Origin of the sequence: Hymenobacter wooponensis (assembly GCF_004745865.1) — a bacterium.
Taxonomy (GTDB): Bacteria; Bacteroidota; Bacteroidia; order Cytophagales; family Hymenobacteraceae; genus Hymenobacter; species Hymenobacter wooponensis.
The window spans coordinates 674615-696199 of record NZ_SRKZ01000004.1 but is presented as its reverse complement, the minus strand read 5'-3'; the positions used below and the strand labels follow the sequence as shown (position 1 = coordinate 696199).

Below are 21585 nucleotides of genomic sequence, written 5' to 3'. Positions count from 1 at the left end.
GCTACGATAACCGCTCTAGCGAGAAAAGGTCCTTCGCTCCCCCTCGGATGACAAAGGAAATAGGTGTCGGAACATAGCTGTCCGAACGAAATCGCCGTACTTTAACGGCAGAACAGCAAAACTAGGGGGAAAGTGAGCGTCAAAAAAATATACCTGATCCGGCACGGGCAAACCGACTTCAACGTGCGCGGCATCGTGCAGGGCAGCGGCGTAGACTCCTCTCTGAATGAGGCTGGTCGGCGCCAAGCCGCCCGCTTTTTTGCCGCCTATCGTCATATCGCCTTCGATAAAGTCTACACCTCTTTGCTGCGGCGCACGCACGAATCGGTGCAGGGGTTTCTGGACCTAGGCCTGCCACACGAGCAACACGGCGGCCTCAACGAGATTAGCTGGGGCACGCGCGAAGGCACCCGCATCACAGCGGAGGAAGATGAAGAGTATCACAGCGTGCTGCAGCAGTGGCGCGCCGGCCAGACCAGCGCCCGCCTCGAAGGTGGTGAAAGCCCCGATGAAATGGCCGCCCGGCAGCGCGAGTTTATAGACCTGATGCTGTCCCGCCCTGAAGAGGAAACGGTGCTGATTTGTATGCACGGCCGCGCCATGCGGGCTATTTTGTGCCAGCTATTAGGCTACCCGTTAAGCCAGATGGATAACTTCGAGCACCATAACCTCTGCCTTTACCAGCTCGATTACACCGGCTCCATGTTCACCGTTCGGGGCTTCTTGGATATGCGGCATTTGCAGGATACTTATGCTTAGAGCCCATTGGATTGGAATAGCAGCGCTAGGCCTGTTTGCTAGCTGCCAGCAGAGGCCAGAAGTGTTTGAGCAACCTAAAGCGCAAGCCACTGATGAGTTGTCTGACGCCTCTAGGCCATTCATTTGCTACTTTCCTGAGTACTGCTATCAAGTTACTGGCCTAACGGAAAAGCCTCTACGCATCAGTCACCCAACCCTAAAAGGAAAGGTGTTTGTCAGCTTCTTGATAAACTCTGATTTACAGATCAGTCATGAGCAGGTGCAAGCAGCTAGATTAGTCTGGAAAGCTTCCGGAGCCCCACGCTTCACCAGTCAGCAAGCCTTAGATTCAGTTCAGTTACAGAAGTTCTTGCCATTGGTGCGGCCAGCAATCCAATCCTTACATGTGCAGCGCAGCAACCGCGCCGACCGCAGCATCTGTGCCCTAGAGCGCTGGGCGGTGCCGATAACCTTCGACTGATTGGCAAAGTATGCATTCTCTCAACTACCGTTGGGGTGCACAAGGGTGAAAATCAGGGAGTCCCTTGTAGGCGAAAATTCGCTGTTCTAGGCCTGTCATTAGAAGAACGCCTTTAGTTTGCACCCCCGGATTTTCGGGCTAATTTTGGCCCCACTCAATTCCAACCGAAGAAGCAGATGGCCGAACTCATAAAAATGCCCAAAATGAGCGACACAATGACCGAAGGGGTCATTGCCTCGTGGCTCAAAAAAGTAGGCGATAAAGTGAAATCAGGGGATATCCTGGCGGAAGTTGAAACCGACAAAGCCACGATGGAACTCGAAAATTACGAAGACGGCACCCTCTTGCACATCGGTCCGAAAGAAGGGGACGCAGTACCCGTTGACGGCCTGCTGGCCATCGTAGGGAAAGAAGGCGAAGACATTTCGGCTCTGCTGAGTGGTGGCGGTGCCGCTCCGGCCCCGGCCGCCGAAGCTCCTAAAGCGGAAGCAGCGCCAGCCCCAGCACCTGCAGCGGCTCCCGCACCTGCCGCTCCGGCTCCTGCAGCCGCTGCACCAGCGCCAGCCCCCGCTGCTCCGGCAGCTCCCGCCGGCAACGGCAAAAAAGCTACCATCATCCGGATGCCCAAAATGAGCGACACGATGACGGAAGGCACTATTGCGGCTTGGCTCAAGAAAGTAGGCGACAAGGTGAAGTCGGGTGATATTCTGGCTGAAGTGGAAACCGACAAGGCGACCATGGAACTGGACAACTACGAAGACGGCACCCTGCTCTATATCGGTCCGAAAGAAGGCGAAGCTATTCCCGTAGACGGTGTACTGGCCATCATCGGGGAAGAAGGCGCCGACGTGCAGGCCCTGCTCGGCGGTCAGTCGGGTGGTAGTGCTGCTCCGGCCGCGGCGGAAGCTGCTCCCGCTTCGGCGACTGCCTCGGCTCCCGCACCAGCTGCTGCTGAAGAAGCTGCTCCTGCCCAGAACGGCGGCCGCATCTTCGCTTCGCCACTGGCTAAGAGCATTGCTAAGGATAAAGGCATCGACCTGAGCACCATCAAGGGCTCGGGCGAAAATGGCCGCATCGTTTCCCGCGACCTGGAAAACGCTCAGTCAGGTGCCGCTGCTCCTGCTCCGGCCGCTGCTCCTTCGCAGCCCGCGCAAGCTGCCAACACGCAGTCAGAGTACATCCAGGCCGCTCTGCCCGAGCAGCCCAAAGCTGCCGCTCAGGCTCCGGCTGCTGCTCCGGCAGCTACACCCGCCGAGGGTACCTATACCGACACCCCCGTGTCGCAGATGCGCAAGGTTATTGCCCGCCGTCTGTCGGAAAGCCTCTTCACGGCGCCGCATTTCTATCTGACGATGGAAATCCTGATGGACCGCGCCATGGAGGTTCGGACCCAGCTCAACGCCCTATCGCCGGTGAAGCTCAGCTTCAACGACATGGTGATCAAAGCTTCGGCCGTGGCCCTGAAGCAGCACCCTGCCGTAAACTCCTCGTGGCTCGGCGACAAAATCCGCCAGAACAAGGTGGTAAACATTGGCGTGGCTGTAGCCGTGGACGAAGGCCTGCTGGTGCCCGTAGTGCGCAACGCCGACGGCAAAGGCATGTCGACGATTGCTACCGAGGTGAAAGAGCTGGCTGGTAAGGCCAAGAGCAAGAAGCTACAGCCCGCTGAGTGGGAGGGAAGCACCTTCACCATCTCGAACCTGGGCATGTTCGGCATCGAGGAGTTCACCGCCATCATCAACCCGCCAGATGCCTGCATCCTGGCAGTAGGTGGCATCAAGCAGACCGCCGTAGTAAAAGACGGTCAGTTGGCCATTGGCAACGTGATGAAGGTGACCTTGAGCTGCGACCACCGCGTAGTGGACGGTGCTACCGGCGCCGCCTTCCTTCAGACGCTGAAAAGCCTGCTGGAAGATCCCCTGCGCATGCTCATCTAAAGCATCAAAAGAACAATAAACAGGAAAGCCGGCCCATCAGGGTCGGCTTTTTTGTTGGAGGTTGAGCAAGCGGCCTACCATGATGACGTGCTTGTTCACAAAGGCCGTCATGTCGAGCTGGTCGAGACCTCACTCGGCCTATCACTTCGCACGTCATCCTGACGAAGGAAGCATCTTCTGTCATATGAACGAGTGGCCTAGCGCCTCGTGCTGACGGGGAAAGATCCTTCGCAAGCTCAGGATGACGTGCATTTGGGTTGGGTTACTCTGGCAACGTCAGCACGCGAGATGTCTCGACAAGCTTGACAGTACAGGCGGTGCTAATGAGAATCTCTTGACCGCTTCTCTAAACACTCTAATCGCTGAAATTTATTGTAAAACCCCTATACTTACCGGCTGTGGGAGCTACGCCGGCGGCACCCGATTGTTAATCGTTCAATCGAGTAAGAGGTATGAAGCAGAATCTACTAGCAGCAACATTGTGCCTGGTTAGCGCAACTGCTTTCGCACAGGGGCAAGCGTTAAGCGGACAAGTGCTAGACAGTGCAGGCAAGCCAGTAATTGGGGCCACGGTAGTTGAGAAGGGAACAAACAACGGCACTGCCACCGGCAACGACGGCCGTTTTACGCTACGCACCCGCTCTGCTAACCCGCGGCTGCAGGTCAGCTCCATCGGGTACGCCAGCCAAGAAGTAACCGCCGATGGCGGGGAGGTGAGCATTCGGCTGGCCGATGCGTCTACTGGCCTAGGCGAAGTACAAGTAGTGGGCTCGCGCAGCCAAAACCGCTCCGTCACGGATTCGCCTTCGCCGGTGGATATCATCGACCTGCGGGAGGTAACCACCAAAACCGGCCAGCTTGATGTGAACCAGCTGCTGCAGTTCGTGGCCCCCTCGTTCAACTCCAACCGCCAAACCGGCTCTGATGGCGCCGACCACGTAGACCCCGCTACCCTACGTGGCCTAGGCCCCGACCAAACGCTGGTATTGGTGAACGGCAAGCGCCAGCACCAGTCGGCACTGGTGAACCTGTTCGGCACCCGTGGCCGCGGCAACACTGGCACCGACCTGAATGTGATACCCGCTGCCAGCATTGAGCGCATTGAGATTTTGCGCGATGGGGCAGCGGCTCAGTACGGCTCCGATGCCATTGCCGGCGTTATCAACATCGTGCTGAAAAGCTCCGTGAAAGAACTCACGGCTAACGTGAACTACGGTGCCTACGACGCTAAATACCGCCGCGACGACAAGAAGTTTGACGGGGGCAATTTCAACGCCAACCTAAATTACGGCATAGGCCTAGGAGAGCGGGGGAGCTTTGTAAATGCTACCGTCGACTACAACAGCCGGGAGCATACCCAGCGCGCCAACGTGCCAGCCCCCGATGGCCTGGCCCGCCGCGAGTACGGCGACCCTGAAATCAGCAACCTTTCGGGCTACCTGAATTCCCGGTTTGCTCTCAGTGAAAAGTCGTACGTGTACGTGTTTGGGGGTGCCAACAAGCGCAAAGGCGACTCCTATGCCTGGACGCGCTTTGCCGATGACGACCGGAACGTGCCGAGCATTTACCCTAACGGCTTCGACCCCATTATCACCAGCGATATTGTAGATGCCTCGGCGGTGGCAGGCCTACGCACGGCGCTGGGCGGCTGGGAGCTGGATCTGAGCAACAACTTCGGCTCTAACCGTTTTGAATATGGTGTGCGCAATACGCTGAATGCCTCGCTGGGCACCAGCTCGCCCACGTCGTTTAGAGCTGGTGGGTTCCAGCTCCAGCAAAACGTGGTGAACCTAGGCCTCACGCGCAATTACAAAACAGTACTACAAGGCCTCAACGTGGCGGCTGGCGGCGAGTGGCGCCGCGAGTGGTACTCGTTATTTCCGGGCGAGGAAGCATCCTACCGCAACTATAACCCAGACCTGTCGGGCGGCTCCCAGGGTTTCCCTGGTTTCCAGCCCAGCGACGCCATCAAAGCCCACCGCGACAACCTGGCAGCCTATGTGGATGCGGAGCTAAGCGTAACTCAGCGCTGGCTGCTGGCGGGCGCGTTGCGCTACGAGCATTACTCCGACTTCGGCAGTACGCTCAACTACAAGGTGTCCACGCGCTACAACCTCACCGAGTTCCTGACCCTGCGCGGCACGTATAGCACCGGGTTCCGGGCGCCTTCGCTGGCCCAGGTGAACTTCAACTCCACCTTCACCAACTTTGTGAACGGTACTCCGGTGGAAGTGCTATTGGCCCGCAACAACAGCGCCGTAACGCAGAAGCTAGGTATCCCAAGCCTCAAGCAGGAAACGTCTAACAGCGCCAACGTAGGCCTTACCAGTCGCATCGGCTCTTCCCTGAGCCTGACGTTGGATGGCTACTACATAAAGGTGAAGGACCGCGTGGTGCTTACCAGCCAGTTTTCTGCCGATGACCCAGTTATCGGCCCCGATCTGCAGGCCCTGAATGTAGACCAGGCGCAGTTCTTCGCTAACGCTGCGGATACCCGTTCATTAGGCCTTGATGTAGTTCTGAACCACACGCTCACGTTAGGCACCGGCCGCCTGAACTCTACACTGGCCGCCAACTTCAACAAGCTCCGCATTGACCGGGTACAGACTTCCGGCCGCCTCACGGGCCGGGAGGAGGAGTTCTTTGGGCCTCGGGAGCAGGCCTTCGTGAAAGCTTCGGCCCCGCCATCCAAAATCAACCTAACGTTTGATTACCAGCTAGGCCGGTTTGGGGCTCTGGTGCGCTTCGTACGCTTCGATAAGATTACGCTCATCGACTGGAACGGCGACCCGATGAAGTACGACAGCCGCATCACCACCGACCTGACCCTGAACTACGCACTTACTAATCACTTGCAGTTTATTGTGGGCAGCGCCAACGTGTTTAACAAGTATCCCACGCTGTTCAATCCGCAGCTGACGGAAACGGGTGGGGCCTGGGACCCGGTGCAGATGGGCTCGAACGGGCGGTTCTACTTTGCCAAGCTGCAGGCCCGCTTCTAGTTACTTCGGCTAGCAACTGTTGTACTCACATATACCGGACTAGCTCGGGCAAACCCCTAGCTGGTCCGGTATAGTGCGTTTATAACGACTTAAGATGTGCAAAATGGGCTGTGAGCAGAATGTGTGCTACCTTCCGCCTCCGCCGAAATAAGGCGGTTGTACCACCCTTCTCTACACGCTATGCACAAGTATCTACTGGCCCTTTCGGTGGCGGTATGGTTGGCTCCGGCCACCGCCTCGGCCCAACAGCGGCCCGTTCTCACGGCTCAGGATTACGCCCGGGCTGAGCAATTTCTAAGTTACAACACCCAACCCCTGGTAGATGGCAGTGCCGGCTCGCCGCATTGGCTGGCCAACGACCGGTTCTGGTACCGGGTGCTTACGGCCCGCGGCAGCGAGTACGTGCTGGTAGATCCGGCCCGTAAAACCCGCTCCGTGGCTTTCGACCACGCTAAGCTGGCCGCTGCGCTATCTTCGGCCAGCGGCAAAACCTACGAGGCTAATCGGTTGCCTTTTCGGGAGCTCTCGTATTCTGCTGATGAAAAGTCTATTGCCTTCGCTTCCGCTGGCAAAGCCTGGAAATATGATTTGCTGAGCGGGCGGTTGACTCCTGATACGGCGCCCGCAGCCTCTGCCCCCAACGCCGACAATGAAGTTGTGTCGCCGGACGGGAAGCTGGCTGCCTTCATCAAGGACGACAACCTGTGGGTGCGCAATACCAGCACCAACCAGCTCACTCAGCTCACCACCGACGGCACCAAGGACTACGGCTACGCTACCGACAACGCCGGCTGGACCCACAGTGACAAGCCGGTGCTGCGCTGGTCGCCCGATTCGCGCAAGATTGCCACCTTCCGCCAGGACCAGCGCAAGGTAGGCGACATGTACCTAGTGACTACCAACGTAGGCCATCCGCGGCTGGAGGCCTGGAAATACCCGCTGCCCGGCGACAAGGACATTGCCACCATTGAGCGGGTAATTATTGAAGTAAACAACCCCAAAGTAGTGCGCTTCCAGATGGCGCCCGACCAGCACCGAGGCACGCTCTCCGACGATATTTCTAGCAGCGGCACCTTCGACGACGTGGACTGGAGCCCTGACACCAGGGAACTGGCCTTCGTCTCGACTTCGCGCGACCACAAGGAGGAGAAGTTCCGCATTGCCGACGCCACCACCGGCACCGTGCGCGACGTGTTTACGGAAACCGTGGCCACGCAGTACGAGTCGGGCCAGGGCGCTATCAACTGGCGCTATCTGCCGAAAAGCAAGGAAATTATATGGTACTCGGAGCGCGATAACTGGGGCCACCTGTACCTCTACGATGCCGGCACCGGCAAGGTAAAGCGCCAGATTACGAAGGGCAACTGGGTAGTGACCAAGCTGCTGCGCGTGGATGAGCAGAAGCGCGAGCTATACTTCCTGGCTGATGGCCGGGAGCCCGGCAACCCCTACTTCACCCACCTGTACCGCATCGGGCTGGATGGCAAAAACCTCAAGCTGCTCACCCCCGAGCTGGGCAACCACCAGGTTACCCTCTCGCCCTCGGGCAACTACTTCATCGACACCTACTCCCAGCCCGATAAGCCGGGCCAGACGATGCTGCGCTCCGCTGATGGCAAGCTGCTCTCCACCCTGGAGAAAACCGACATTTCTCGCCTCACCGCCACCGGCTGGAAAGCGCCCACGTCCATCACGCTAAAAGCCGCCGACGGGCAGACCGATTTGTACGGCCTGATGTTCACGCCTACTGGCCTAGACCCCAATAAAAAGTACCCCATCATCGACTACATCTACCCCGGCCCGCAGGGTGGGGGCGTGGGCAGCTGGTCGTTCAGCACCGCCCGCAACGACCATCAGGCCTTGGCTGAGCTGGGCTTTGTGGTGGTGGTGATTGAGGGCAGCTGCAACCCGCTACGTTCCAAGAGCTACCACGATGCCTGCTACGGCAACATGGCCGAGAATACATTATCGGACCAGATATCCGGTATCAAGCAGTTGGCCCAGAAATACCCGTACCTAGATGTGCAGCGGACGGGCATCTGGGGGCACTCGGGTGGGGGCTATGCCACAGCCGCCGCCATGTTCCGCTACCCCGAGTTCTTCAAAGTGGGTATTTCAGAATCAGGCAACCACGAGAACCGCAACTACGAGGACGACTGGGCGGAGCGCTACATCGGCTTACTCAAAACCAACCCCGACGGCACCACTAACTACGATAACCAGGCCAACGCCACCTTCGCCAAAAATCTGCAGGGCAAGCTGATGCTGGCCCACGGCCTGATGGATGATAACGTGCCGCCCTACAACACCTGGCTGGTAGTAGAGGCCCTCACCAAGGCGAACAAAAGCTACGACCTAGTGGTGTTCCCCAATGCCCGCCACGGTTACGGCGCCTATGGGCCCTACATGATGCGCCGCCGCTGGGACTACTTCGTGCAGCATCTGGCCGGAGCCGAGCCCCCAATCAACTACGAGATGAAGCCCGTAGCCGACCCACGCAACGCGGTGCAGTAAGCGGCCTAGAGTGCTGCTTGACATAGGAGTGTGAACAAAAACTAGGAATTAGAGCTAGTAAGCTACTTCCCCTCCTCAGATGAGGAGGGGCTAGGGGTGGTTGATTACCGTTGGTTACACTGAACGTCATACTGAGCGCAGTCGAAGCATCTCTACTTCTAGCTAACTCCTGTCGTGAGGACGAAGCGGGGGAGATGTTTCAGCTGCACTCAGCATGACAGCTATTGTGGCACCATTAGCACGCGAGATGTCTCGACAAGCTCGACATGACGTTTTAGAGTATTCGTTCTAGGCCAGTTCACCCCTTTGCCCCGCCTCATCTGAAGAGGGGGAACTAGCTCTAGCTCTAATGCCCGTAGCGGTTGCCGCCGGATTCCTGTAGCTTTGCGCCTCCCTGCCGAAAAAACTGTTTTTACTATTTCCGACTCTGCCATGAGAATCCGTTCCACTACCGTGCTAGGCATACGCCACAACGGCGAAATTGCCCTCGGCGCCGATGGCCAAGCCACCATGGACAAGCACGTGGCCAAGAGCAACGTGCGCAAAGTGCGTAAGCTACAAGATGGCAAAGTGGTAACCGGCTTTGCCGGCTCCACCGCCGATGCGTTTATGCTGCTCGATAAGTTTGAGGAGAAACTCAACGGCTACGGCGGCCAGCTGCGCCGCGCGGCCATTGAGCTAGCCAAAGAGTGGCGCAAAGACCAGTACCTGCGCAAGCTGGAAGCCATGATGGTAGTAGCCGACAAAGACGAGCTGCTCATCATTGCTGGCACCGGCGACGTGCTGGAGCCCGACTTCGACGTGGCTGCCATCGGCTCGGGCGCCATGTACGCCCAAGCTGCCGCGCTGGCCCTGAAGAAGCACGCGCCCCACCTCACGGCCCGCCAGATGGTGGAAGATGCCCTGCACATTGCCGCCGACATCTGCATCTACACCAACCATAACCTGATGATTGAAGAGCCCAGCTAGGCATCTCCCGCGCGTCATGACTGAAGACCTGATTTACTACAACTCGCGCAAGCGACATGCGCTGCTCACCGTAGGGGCGCTTGCTTTTGTAGCCATGGGGGTATTCATGATTGTGAGCAAGGGCTACTGGGGCCAAGGATTAGTAACCATTCTATTCTTTGGCACTGGTGCTGCCGTTGGCTCTTGGCAGTTTTTTGATACGCGGCCTCGACTTCAAATTACTGACGAAGGCATTTTGGACCGCACACTAGGCGTAGGCCTCATCCCATGGACCGACATCACCGATGCCTATGTACGGTCAATCAACCACGAGTACTTTATCTGCCTACAGGTGCGCGATGAACAGGCCTACCTAAACCGTCTGCCACCTCTAAAGCGCAAGCTGGCGGGTGCCAATGAGGCGCTGGGGTTTACGCCACTCTCAATCAACCTGAGCGGCGTTGACTTGAACCCCGAGCAGCTGTTGGAGTATATCTTGAAGCAAAGCGCTGCTGCTCAGCTTCAATCCTAGGCCTGTTTTTGTGAGCAACCCAGCCGCAATAGCACGCTATTCAGAATCTACGATATAGGGCAACCTGATTGAACGATTCCGAGCTAATATTTGATTGTAAACCGCACACCCACAAGTACAGAACACACGACTCAATGAACGTAACGAACTTCCTCAAGCACCACTACCGCCACTTCAACGCCGCTGCTCTGATTGATGCCGCCGAAGGCTACAACAAGCACCTGGCTGAAGGTGGCAAGATGATGATTACCCTGGCTGGCGCCATGAGCACCGCCGAAATGGGCATCCAGCTGGCCGAGTTGATCCGCCAGGACAAGGTGCAAATCATCAGCTGCACCGGTGCCAACCTGGAAGAGGATATCTTCAACCTGGTAGCCCACGACTTCTACGAGCGGGTACCCAATTACCGCGACCTCACGGCTGCCGACGAGCAGGCCCTGCTGGAGCGCCACATGAACCGCGTAACCGACACCTGCATTCCGGAAGAGGAGGCCATGCGCCGCCTGGAGCACTCGGTACTGAAGTTCTGGGAGCAGGCGGACAAAGCTGGTGAGCGGTATTTCCCCCACGAGTTCTTCTATCAGATCCTGAAGTCGGGCGAGCTGGAGCAGTACTACCAGATTGACCCCAAGGATAGCTGGATGCTGGCTGCCGCTGAGAAAAACCTGCCCATCATCTGCCCCGGTTGGGAAGACTCGACGCTCGGCAACATCTTCGCCGGCCACGTTATCAGCGGTGACATCAAGAACGTACACACCGTGCGTACTGGCATCGAATACATGATTTATTTGGCCGACTGGTACACCAACCAGGCTACCGAGGAGAGCAAAGTAGGCTTCTTCCAGATAGGCGGCGGCATTGCCGGCGACTTCCCCATCTGCGTTGTGCCCATGCTGCACCAGGATCTGCAGCGCACTTCGGTGCCGCTGTGGGGCTACTTCTGCCAGATTTCGGACTCGACTACCTCGTATGGCTCGTATTCCGGTGCCGTGCCAAACGAGAAAATCACCTGGGGCAAGCTAGGCCAGGACACGCCTAAGTACATCATCGAGTCGGATGCTACCATTGTAGCGCCGCTGGTGTTTGCCATGGTTCTGGGACAATAATTGCCGCTTATCGCCCCATTAAAAAGCCCGCCGCTGACTATCAGCGGCGGGCTTTTTACGTGTAATCAACTGCCTTCTGAGTGAATAGTCAGGAACAAGACTATTCTTTGTTTGCCACTTAATGGGCCGGTGCGGGAGCCGATTTAATATGCTGTTGGAGCCGTTGCTGCTGCTCCATCTCTTTTTTAATTGTGCTCAATTTCAACCCTGCCCCAATCATGCCCACGAGCATGGATGGTACGATGATGCCCAGCACAAACGGAAAAAAACCTCGTATCAGACGACCTGCCAAGCTCAGGCCCGTATGCGCCAGCATGGAACCGTAGGCCCAGGTGGCGTAGCTCAAGCTTATCAGCGACACTGTATACCCCACTTTTGTGATGTATATAGTGCCGGAGTAAAAATAGGAGACGGGTAGGGAGAACAGAGTTATAGAGTTGCAAACCGCCGTGATGAATGCCGCAATAACAAGACACTCCGCATAGTTGTAGCCCCCACGGCGCAAAAAAAGCCGCGCAAACGCGGCTATCACCGGCACCAGTCCTACATACACCCAACTCATGTATTTGGCCACGAATTCAACGCCAGCCTTTTGTGCCTGCCATATGGCCTCGGGGATGGCCGGGTCGCGCGGCGGCAGCAGATCAATGTGTAGTGTTGAGGAAATAAAAGCGTAGATACCAGTCACCAGCAGCAGCAATGATAGCGGCGGGAAGTGGTACTTGCGCTGCCCAGCCAGATAACTGCGGATGGTGGAGCCAGGGCGGGTAAAAATGCTCCAGATGGAGTAAAAAATACCTTTGTCTACGTGCCAGATGCTGTGCGGAACTTCGTGAAGCATGTAGGCCATCGTGAGGCGGTGGGTATGGTGAGCGTCTTGCCCGCAGTGCCCACAGAACCGCTCGGGCACTAGGGTGCCGCAGTTCAGGCAGGTGGCGGGGCCATGCTCGGGGGCGTGGCTCCCCGCTGCCCCGTGGCTGGATTGGGCTAGAGCGAGGTCAATAGCGAGGGTAGAGGTAGCTTCCATATAGATCAACGTAGATTTTTTTGAATAAAGGCACTTATTCTAGAAATAGCAAGCAAAAAGCCCGTCACTGAATATTAGCGACGGGCTTTTATTTCTTTAGTATAGGTCAAGAAGCCAACTTATTTTTTCTCTAGGTCTCCGATTTTCTTGATTACTGAGGCCCTATTCTTTGCGGTCAGCATCCATTGAGGCAGTCTACTTTGTAAACTCTGGTTACTACACCCATATGACGTTTGCATTCGCTCACGCAACCGTGCTTCCAAGTATTGCTTAAGCCAAGCTAAATGGGACAAATTATAAGCATAAAGGACTTCGCTTTTATATTCTGTCTGATGCCAAAGAGAATAGCGGAAAAATTGATAGCTGCTTCAGCAGCTTGGTCTGCAGAGTGAATACCAATGGCAGGATAGTGAGGCCCGGATAGAAAATGATGCGGACTAGTAACAGCTAGTAAGTCGCACTCAACTCCTGTAGTGCTTTCTGGGACTATACTCGCAAAGGACTGGCGAACAATTTCCAGAGCCTTTGTTATAAGATCTTTATCCCAATTCAGGGCCTGGTAAATGTCTGGCTCAATTAAGATGTAGCCTATTGGCATAACGCATTAATTATAGTAGTAGAACTGCGGCCTGAGAGTACTTAAATTCCTGAGGTATTCAGCCATAGGTTGAGCCCCGAAAAGTTCACAGCGTACCTTCGCCCCGGTCTTTCCTCCTTCCGCCATGAGTCTCGATATTACCAGCTTTCTGCTTCACACGCCCGAGTCTGAAAAGACCACCATCCACATTCGGTCGGCGGATGGGCGCAACACGCAACCCTGCGAGGCTTTGCTCATCGCTGAAACTAAGCACCAGAAACTATACATCACCTTAGAGAAAAAGCGGCGCTACCTAGCGCACACCCGCGTACCCAACTCCGAAGAAGTGGAGATAGATTTTCTGCGGGATTATGAAGAGGTAGAAGCGCTAATGGAAGATGCAGGCCTAGACGGCATCCACGACGGTGAGCAGGGTATTCTGTACCACAATCTGCTTTACCTGCTGATGAACCCCTGATTGCGGATTGGCGCTTGATAAGTAGCAGAATAGTACTGCTAATTGTCAACAGCCCTCTGTTGGCAAGTAGCTTTTACCGACCCGTATAGTCTGCCAGTAGGCCTTCATAAATCCAGTTGGCCAGAGCCTGCCGGTTGTCGGCTACCACAAAACGGCGCTGGTCTTTCTGGTTACGAATGTTACCCAGCTCCATGAACACAGCCGGGGCGTGACTATTCCGCACCTCGAACAAAGTGCCACGTTGCGAAACGTTGCCAGAATACGGCCGATTAGGTTGAGCCCGCTTGTAGCGGGCCGTGAACACCTTATGGATATTTTTGGCTAGCCGCAGTCCTGAAGCATTGCCAGGATGATGGTAGAAGAACACGTCGATGTTTTGGCCAGCGCTGCGGCTATCCACGTGCAACGCAATAAGGCGCTGGTAGGCCCCTTTGTGGCGTGCATGCAGGCGATTAACCTCGGCAATGCGCTTACGCAGGCGGTATACTTGGCTGAGCGGAATTACCTGGTTAGGGTAACCAATCTCGTCGTGGTCCATTTTCAGGATAGCCTCGTCGCGAATGCCGTCGTTGGGGTCCTGCACCATCATGTACACGGTGGCGCCATGCTCCATCAGCACCCGAGCCAGCCGAATGGTCACGTCGTAGGCATACTCATCCTCAGCCAGTTTGGTGCCCCCGTATGTGCCGATGGCGCCAGGGTCGGGGCCGCCGTGGCCGGGGGAGAGGTAGTAGACGGCCCCGCGCAGGGCCCGGTCGCGGACGGGCACCGGCGAGTAAGCTGGTCCAAAGAGCGCCGAGGGCAGCAGAGGTGTTGTGCTTATGCCGTGCGACGTCTTGGCCTTAGCGGCTACGGTTGGGCGCTTCGTGCTACGATTAGGCAGCAAGTACTTTCGCCCAACTACTAGGCCACCCTTAGCGGTGAGGTTTTTGCGATTCAGCTGCTTGAATTGCTGCACGTAAGGCTTGGAGTTCAGGCCATAACGCTGCAACAGCGTTTGCACTCCATCGCCCGACTTGGCAACGGCTCGGCGGTACTGGCCTTGGCAAAAGGCACTAGTAGAAAGCAGGAGGAGCAGAAGGAGTAAAGCAGCTATTCGCAAAAGCAGACAAGTAAAATATGAGGTGATGCTAGGCCACAACTACGGTTCTCACCTCCCCAAAAATGCCCTGGGCGGCGGCAAGAGACAGAAACCGGAGCAATAGCCCAAGGCGCTAACGAACTACAAAAGAAGGAGGTTAATATTAAGAATACGAACAAAAAAGGCCCGCAGCTATTCTGCGGGCCTTTTTAAAGGTTTTGAGGGGGGTAGAAGCTAAGCAGAGAAGGCTGTAGCCGTGGCGGCAGCCTGCCAGGCCTGTAGATCGGCTTGCACGGTCTGGATCTTTTGCTCTGCTAATTGGTACGCATCCTCGCCCAGGAATAGGTGGAGGGGAGGAGTGGCCGTTTCGCTGGCCTGAATCAGCACCTCTGCCGCTTTTTCGGGGTCGCCGGGCTGGTTGCCGTTGATGTCTTGCTCGTGCTGCGCTTGCGAATCACGGATGGCCTGGTAGGCCTCAATGGGCTGCTTGGGAGTGCTCAGGGAGCTAGCGGTAAGAAACTCGGTGCGGAAGTAGCCGGGGTATACCACCGTGGCATGCACGCCAAACTCGCGCATCTCGGCCCCGAATGACTCGGTGAGGCCTGCCACCGCAAACTTGGTGGCGCAGTAGATTCCCCAGCCCGGGAAACCACCCATGTAACCACCCACGGAGGAGATGTTAAATACATGGCCTGAGCGTTGCTCCCGCAGGTGAGGGGTGGCCTGCCGAATCACGTTCAGCAGCCCAAACACGTTCACCTCAAAATTCTGCCGGGCCTCCTGGTCCGTGATTTCCTCTAGGCCACCTACCAGGCCATAGCCCGCGTTGTTCACCACTACATCCAGCCCGCCAAGCGTGCTGACGGTGGTAGCAATGGCCTGCCGCACGCTTTCCTCGCTGCTGAGGTCCATGTGCAGGGGCAGGAAGCGGCCGTTATTATGCGGCACGGCTTGCTGCAGTTCCGCCAGGTTGCGGGAGGTGGCCGCTACCGCATAGCCTTGGGCCAGGAGTTTTAGTACCAGGGTTAGGCCGAGGCCCTTCGAGGCGCCGGTCACAAACCAGATCTTGTTGCTTTTCATGAGATTGAGTTTCTAGGTGATGGGAAAAGGAAGTACTTAAAGCCACGCGGGCAAATTCATAGAGCATAGGAGTAGTGGGTAAAAGGTGAGGAGCCCGCGCCCTCAGCTCTCAAAGCCAGTGGAAGTCGTCAGGGGCTCCCAGGCGTCGATTTCTTGCCGGAAGGATTCCAGCTTGCGCATGGCGCGGTTGTAGGCATCTTGGCCTAGCAGCAGGTGCAGCGGAGGGTTGGGCTCGGTGGTGATGTTGATGATGGCCGCGGCCGCTTTCTCGGGGTCGCCCATCTGAGCTCCGTTCATCAGCCGGTATTTCTCGTGGGAGGCGCGCACTTCTTGGTAAGCGTCGATAGGCTGCTCAGCCATCACCAAGGACTCTTGGGTAAGGAAGTTGGTGCGGAAAGCGCCCGGTGCCACTACAGTTACCTTAATACCCAAGGCAGCTACATCGTGGGCCAGCACCTCTGAGAAGCCCTCCACGGCAAACTTGGTAGCCGCGTAAACGGCCCAGCCAGTGGCCCCCGAAATGCCCGCAATAGACGAGATATTGATGATGTGCCCCTTCCGAGCCGCCCGCATGTGGGGCAGCACTTGTCGAATCACGTTCAGGCCACCAAACACATTCACATCGAAGGCTCGCCGGGTTTCCGCGTCCGTCAGTTCCTCAATGCTGCCACCAATGCCATAACCGGCGTTGTTCACCACCACATCAAGGCTGCCGAACGTAGCTAAGGCTTGGGCAACGGCCTGTTGCACACTGGCCTCATTGGTTAGGTCGGTTTGCAGGGGCATGAAAGCAGCGGAAGCTTCGCCGAGCGCCTGCGTGAGGCTGGCAAGGTGGCGGGAAGTGGCGGCCACGCGGTGGCCCGCCTGCAGAAGTTGCCGAACCAGCGAGAGGCCTAGGCCCTGCGAGGCACCGGTAACAAACCAAATGGGGGAGTTGCTCATTGCTTGCTCTGTTTGTACAGTGCAAAACTAGAGCAGCACTAGGCCTATGCGCTTGCCGTAATCAAACCGATGCTTGCGAAAATCAAACAACGCGCACGGAAGTAGGCGTGGCGCCCGCCCGTTTCTTAAAGAAGTTATTGAAGTGAGCGGGCTCCTCGAAGCCCAAGCAGTAGCTGATTTCCGATACGTTCCAGGCCGTGTGCTTGAGTAGGGCGTGTGCCTCCTGCACCAGCCGCTCGGCAATGAGCTGAGTGGTGGTTTTGCCGGTTACCTCCTTCAGAGCACGGTTTAGGTGATTTACGTGCACGGCCAGCTGGGCGGCAAAGGCATTGGCATTGCGCAGCCGCACCTGCTGGCCGGGCGTTTCAATTGGGAATTGACGTTCTAGTAGCTCCGTAAAAAGCGAAGCAATGCGGGTGGCTGCGTTGGCTTCCTGATACAGGGAGGTAGCCGGCTGCAGCTTCAAAGCACTGTGTACCAACTCAAAAACGTAGTTGCGCAGCAGGTCATACTTGAAAGCATAGTCTGACTCTATCTCCGCAAACATCTTCTCAAACAGCTGCCTGATGGCCGGAAGCTGTTCATCGCTAAGGGTATAGAGGGGCTGCCCGCCAGGTTTGAACATGGGCAGCTCCAGGGCGCCGGCCAGGTGTCGCTGCAGAAAGGCCTCCGTGAAAATGCAGAAGTAGCCCGTAATATGGTCATCAAGAGGCTCCCAGTCGTAAGGCACCATGGGGTTGGCGAAAAGCAGCGCGTGCCCCCGTATTTCCAGGGTTTTGTCAGCGTAGTGGTAATTGCTGTTTCCCGAAACCAGCGTGATTTTATAGAAGTCCTTGCGGCTGTAGGGCAAGTGGCATGCCTTTGGGCCCACAAAATCATCGAGCCGGAATACGTTGAAATGCCCAATGTCCTGCTTCAGGTTTTCGGGCATCCAGTTGATTTTATTCCGGTAGAAGTCTTCGAGGGTTTGCAGCTTGCTCATGGGGCTAAGTTACGTAATTCAAACGACGGCGGGTACGCCCTAGGCCACTCGTCCTCTTAAGGGCGCGGCCTGTTGCAGACCTGCCCACCCTGCCCGTTAAGCCCAGAGTGGCCTAGGGCTATTCAGTGAGTAAGTATGCCCATGCAGCTTCTAAGTATGAGTTTGGGCGAATACAATTCAGGGCAAGCTCGACTTTATCGCCTTTCCTGCTGCCACTTCGCTGATTGCGTCGTATTTTCGGGTTCCACTCAGTCACTCACATGGCCTTACCGCCCCAAATGCCCTTGGATACCCAGCAAGCTCACCAGCGGATTGCGGAGTTAGAGCGGGCGTTACAGTCCGCTACGGCCACCAATGATACCCTCACCAGGCAGCTAGGCCAGCTAACCAGCCAAGGGCAAACGGGCTGGTTACTGACCGCCGCCGATGGTACCGTGGCAGTGCTCAATGAGCAGTTTTGCGCACTTTATGGGCTGCCTTTGCCTGCGCACCAGTGGCTAGGCCACCCGGCAACTGAGCTCCTAGCTGAGCTGGTGGTGCGTGTAAGCCAGCCAGAAGGGTTTGAGCAGCGCATGATACAGGGGCTGCCCCAGTACAATGAAACGGTTATGTTGCGGAGTGGCGCGGTGCTGTCGCAGGATGTTATTCCGGGAGCACAGCAGGGGCCTGCGCTGGCTAACCTGCACATTTGCCTGCGTGATATTACCGAGCAGCACCATGCAATGCAGGAGCTACGGCGCGTGGCTAGCATCCCGAGTGAAAATATCAACCCCATTTTCCGGCTGGGGCTAGATGGTGAACTGTTTTTCGCCAACCCTGCCGCCCGCCAGCTCTACGAGCCGCTGCCCGAAGCCGAACGGCAGCAGATGTTTGCCCAAATTCATCAGATGGCTGCCGATGCGTTGGCCGCCGGAACGGTGGCCGAGGTAGATATTTCGGCCGCCCGGCAACAGCACACCGCGTTTGTTGTGCCCTTCCCCGCCGAAGGATACGTGAACCTGTACCTGGTCAACATCACGGCGCGGGTGCAGGTAGAGCAGCAGCTCGCGGAGCAACGGGCCTTCTACGAAACCATCCTCGACCGGATGCCCAGCCAGATTGCCGTCTTTGATCTGGAACAGCGCTACCGCTACCTCAATGCCTACGCGCTGCCTAGTCCGGCCGCTCGGGAGCAGCTTCTAGGCCAGGGCGTAGCAGCATTTGCGGCCACTCAAGGGCTGCCGGCTGCCATTGCCGAAAACCGGCAGAAGCAGTTTGCCCAGACCGTGCAGGAGTGTCGCATGACGGTGTGGGAGGAAGAAGTAGAGCTCCCGAATGGCAACAAGCATTATGCCCTCCGGCACTATCAGCCCGTTTTTGACGAGGCCGGGGCGCTGGAGTTAGTGATTGGGTATGGCTCCGACATCACGCTGCGCCGGGAGGCAGAAATCCGTACAAGTGCCAATGAAGCCAAAATGCGGGCCCTGTTTTCCGCCTTGCCCGATACCATTGTGGTGCTCAACTCAGCGGGGCGCGTGCTGGAGGCGAAGTCTGGTAGCACACCCCTGGGCCGTCCAGGCCAAGTGCTGGAGGGCGCGGCCCTAACCGACCTGCTGCCAACAGCGGTGGCTCACCGGCTGATGCAGCTGGTAAGCAGCCCACCCCAACCAGACGTGCAGGAGCAGACGTTTGAGCTTTCTCACCCCGATGGAACCGTTACTTACCATAACGCCCGCTTAGTAGCACTCCGCGACGAGAGCCGCCTACTGATTTTAACCAACACCACCCGCGAAGAAACTACCCGCCGCGAGCTGCAGGAGCAACAGCAGTTTATCCAGCTAGTGCTCGACACCAGCCCCAGCGTTATTCTGGTGCGCGACGCGGAAGGCAATGTGCTGTTTCAAAACCGGGCCACCCAAGTGCTACGGAGCTTATCGGCTCACCTGCAGGATGGCTTCCAGCTTGACCCCAATAGTGTGCAGGCGCGGGAAATGGCACGTTACGCCGAAACAGATGCTCACGTGCTGGCTACCGGCGAGCAGTACAGCTACGAGTCATCGGTTTCGCTCTACAGCGGCGAGGTACTCTGGTATCAGACCATGAAACGCCCTCTGCGCCTGCCCGATGGCAGCCTGCACGTGCTGGTGGTGAGCACCGATATTACCGCCCTCAAAAACGCGCAGCAGACACTGGAACGCAGTACCAAGCAGTACCGCGACCTGATGCAGTACTCGCAGGCCCTTATTTGCACCCACGATCTGAGCGGGAAGGTGCTCTCGGTAAACCCGGCCGTAGCGCAGTTCATGGGCCTGCCGGCCGACTCATTGCCGGGGCGCAACCTTCAGGAGGCCCTAATGCCTTCTCAGCAAGAAAATCTAGGCCACTACCTCGCCGCTATTGCCCGCAACGGCGAAAATAGGGGCGTGGTGGAAATGCAGATCGGCAACAATGAGCTGCGCTACATTCTCTACCAGAACTATCTGGTAAAGGAAGAAGGAGCTAGGGCCGCCTACGTCATCGGGTTTGGCCAGGATATTACTGACCGCATTCAGGCCGAGCAGGAGCTGAAGCGGGCCAAGGAGGAGGCAGAAGCCGCTGTGCGGGCCCGGGAAAACTTCCTGGCCAACATGAGCCACGAAATCAGAACGCCCATGAACGGCGTGATGGGTATGGCCACGCAGCTCAGCAAAACCCCGCTGGATGCTCGTCAGCAAGAGTTTCTGCGCATTATTCGTAGCTCCGGCCAGCACCTGCTCAGCATCATTAACGATGTGCTGGACATGGCCAAAATCACGTCCGGCAAGCTGGAGTTTGAGCAGACACCCTTTAACCTCTGCGATTCTATGGGGCAGGCGCTGCAGCCGCTGGTGCTGCAGGCCATCGATAAAGGAATACAGGTGGAGGGAACCCCGCTGCGTAACTCTTGCCCCCACCCGTGGGTACTCGGCGACCCGTACCGTATCAATCAGATCCTGATCAACCTGTTAGGCAACGCCGTGAAATTCACGCCAGCCGGTGGGCGCATCGTGGTCATTAGCCGGCAGGTGGCTGAAACAGAGGAGACGCTTACCGTGGAGATAAGCATCACGGATACCGGCATTGGTATTGCGCCCGCACTGCAGGCCCGCATTTTTGAGGGCTTCACCCAGGCCTACGCCGATACCACCCGGCGCTTTGGCGGCACTGGCCTAGGCCTGAGCATTTCCAAGGCACTGGTAGAACAGCTCGGGGGCAAGCTCCGGCTAGAAAGCGTGGTAGGCCAGGGCAGTCGGTTCTCCTTCGAGCTTACCCTGCCCCGCACGACGGCTGTTGCCGCCGCTGCCACTCCCACCCCCTTTGATGCGGGAGCCTTGCAGGGGCGCCGTGTGCTGCTGGTAGAAGACAACGAGATTAACCGCCACGTGGCCCGGCTGCTGCTGGAGGAGTGGGGCATGATGGTGGATGAAGCCGAAAACGGCCCCGATGGGCTGGCCCTCTACAGCGCGCACACCTACGATGTGGTGCTGATGGATATTCAAATGCCCGGCATGAGTGGCCTAGAGGCTACCGCCATCATTCGGAAGCTGCCTGATGCGGCAAAGGCCAACGTGCCCATTCTGGCTCTCACGGCCAACGCCTTCCGGGCCGATAATGAGCGGTACTTGGCCGCTGGCATGGATGCCTGCCTCACCAAACCTTTTGAAGAAGCAGCCTTGTATCGGGAACTGGAGTGGCTGTTGCGCCCCGTTAGCACGCCTGCTTCCATCAAGAGTTACAACCTGGCCAAATTGCACGACATGGCGCAGGGGCACGCCTCGTTCGTGAGCAAAATTATCCGCTCCTTCCTGACCAACATGCCCCAAAGCGTGCTCAAGCTAGAAACTGCCGCCGCCGCCGCCGACTGGAAGCAGGTGGCCGGAGTGGCGCACCACATCAAACCCAGCCTCGATGCCCTTGGCATAGTAGACGTTGCTGAGGCCGTACAGCAGCTAGAGCGTGCACACGTCAGCTCCGCCAACGAGTTACCGGCCATTCAGCAAGCGGTAGCCCTAGTAGTGCGCCAAGTGCAACGCGCCTTGGAGGAGCTGCCCGCAGAATTGCCCAAGGAGGAACCGCAGCGGTAAACTCAGGCAGAGTTCTGCAAGGCAAAGAGCCATTCCGGTAAACAACGGCGGCGAGACGTACTATCGTCGCGCCGCCGT

The 21585-nt window shown here is 57.2% G+C and carries 15 protein-coding genes; 10 read left to right on the top strand and 5 right to left on the bottom strand.

Annotated elements, in window-relative coordinates:
* Nucleotides 1–132 precede the first annotated feature (132 nt).
* From EU557_RS16575 to EU557_RS16540, 8 genes are all read left to right on the top strand, one after another.
* On the top strand, nt 133–759 hold the full coding sequence (locus tag EU557_RS16575; RefSeq protein ID WP_135531570.1) for a histidine phosphatase family protein: 627 nt from the start codon (nt 133–135) through the stop codon (nt 757–759).
* Nucleotides 752–1219, top strand: coding sequence for a hypothetical protein (locus tag EU557_RS16570; protein WP_135531569.1), 468 nt, complete (start codon nt 752–754; stop codon nt 1217–1219). Before EU557_RS16575 ends, EU557_RS16570 begins: the two co-directional genes overlap by 8 nt.
* A 176-nt stretch (nt 1220–1395) precedes the next feature.
* The gene (locus tag EU557_RS16565) at nt 1396–3156 is read left to right on the top strand and encodes a pyruvate dehydrogenase complex dihydrolipoamide acetyltransferase (RefSeq protein WP_135531568.1); all 1761 of its coding nucleotides are present in this window, start codon (nt 1396–1398) and stop codon (nt 3154–3156) included.
* Between the two features lie 452 nt (nt 3157–3608).
* Nucleotides 3609–6158: a TonB-dependent receptor gene (locus EU557_RS16560; RefSeq protein WP_135531567.1), complete on the top strand. Its 2550-nt coding sequence runs from the start codon at nt 3609–3611 to the stop codon at nt 6156–6158.
* 180 nt (nt 6159–6338) lie between these two features.
* The gene (locus tag EU557_RS16555) at nt 6339–8672 is read left to right on the top strand and encodes a S9 family peptidase (RefSeq protein WP_135531566.1); all 2334 of its coding nucleotides are present in this window, start codon (nt 6339–6341) and stop codon (nt 8670–8672) included.
* 432 nt (nt 8673–9104) lie between these two features.
* Nucleotides 9105–9641, top strand: a complete 537-nt coding sequence (gene hslV, locus EU557_RS16550) for an ATP-dependent protease subunit HslV (RefSeq protein WP_135531565.1) — start codon at nt 9105–9107, stop codon at nt 9639–9641.
* Nucleotides 9642–9657: 16 nt separating this feature from the next.
* The gene (locus tag EU557_RS16545; protein ID WP_135531564.1) at nt 9658–10152 is read left to right on the top strand and encodes an STM3941 family protein; all 495 of its coding nucleotides are present in this window, start codon (nt 9658–9660) and stop codon (nt 10150–10152) included.
* A gap of 134 nt (nt 10153–10286) precedes the next feature.
* The gene (locus EU557_RS16540; protein ID WP_135531563.1) at nt 10287–11258 is read left to right on the top strand and encodes a deoxyhypusine synthase family protein; all 972 of its coding nucleotides are present in this window, start codon (nt 10287–10289) and stop codon (nt 11256–11258) included.
* Between the two features lie 118 nt (nt 11259–11376).
* Here the strand turns inward: EU557_RS16540 and EU557_RS16535 are convergent, their stop codons facing one another.
* Nucleotides 11377–12285 (bottom strand): DUF3667 domain-containing protein, encoded by a 909-nt coding sequence (locus EU557_RS16535; RefSeq protein ID WP_135531562.1) that lies wholly within the window; start codon nt 12283–12285, stop codon nt 11377–11379.
* A gap of 722 nt (nt 12286–13007) precedes the next feature.
* On the opposite strand from EU557_RS16535, the gene EU557_RS16530 reads away from it, so the two are divergent.
* Nucleotides 13008–13340, top strand: coding sequence for a hypothetical protein (locus tag EU557_RS16530; RefSeq protein WP_135531561.1), 333 nt, complete (start codon nt 13008–13010; stop codon nt 13338–13340).
* A gap of 73 nt (nt 13341–13413) precedes the next feature.
* Here the strand turns inward: EU557_RS16530 and EU557_RS16525 are convergent, their stop codons facing one another.
* From EU557_RS16525 to EU557_RS16510, 4 genes are all read right to left on the bottom strand, one after another.
* Complete coding sequence (locus EU557_RS16525) at nt 13414–14442, bottom strand: N-acetylmuramoyl-L-alanine amidase family protein (RefSeq protein ID WP_245326296.1); 1029 nt, start codon at nt 14440–14442, stop codon at nt 13414–13416.
* A 213-nt stretch (nt 14443–14655) separates the two neighbouring features.
* Nucleotides 14656–15501, bottom strand: coding sequence for an SDR family NAD(P)-dependent oxidoreductase (locus tag EU557_RS16520; RefSeq protein ID WP_135531560.1), 846 nt, complete (start codon nt 15499–15501; stop codon nt 14656–14658).
* Nucleotides 15502–15603: 102 nt separating this feature from the next.
* The gene (locus tag EU557_RS16515) at nt 15604–16443 is read right to left on the bottom strand and encodes an oxidoreductase (protein ID WP_135531559.1); all 840 of its coding nucleotides are present in this window, start codon (nt 16441–16443) and stop codon (nt 15604–15606) included.
* Nucleotides 16444–16525: 82 nt separating this feature from the next.
* Nucleotides 16526–17425 carry a helix-turn-helix domain-containing protein gene (locus EU557_RS16510; protein WP_135531558.1) on the bottom strand — a complete coding sequence of 300 codons (900 nt, stop codon included), beginning with the start codon at nt 17423–17425 and terminating at the stop codon, nt 16526–16528.
* 260 nt (nt 17426–17685) lie between these two features.
* Here EU557_RS16510 and EU557_RS16505 point away from each other — a divergent pair, with 260 nt between their 5' ends.
* Nucleotides 17686–21507 carry a PAS domain-containing protein gene (locus tag EU557_RS16505; RefSeq protein WP_135531557.1) on the top strand — a complete coding sequence of 1274 codons (3822 nt, stop codon included), beginning with the start codon at nt 17686–17688 and terminating at the stop codon, nt 21505–21507.
* Nucleotides 21508–21585 lie beyond the last annotated feature (78 nt).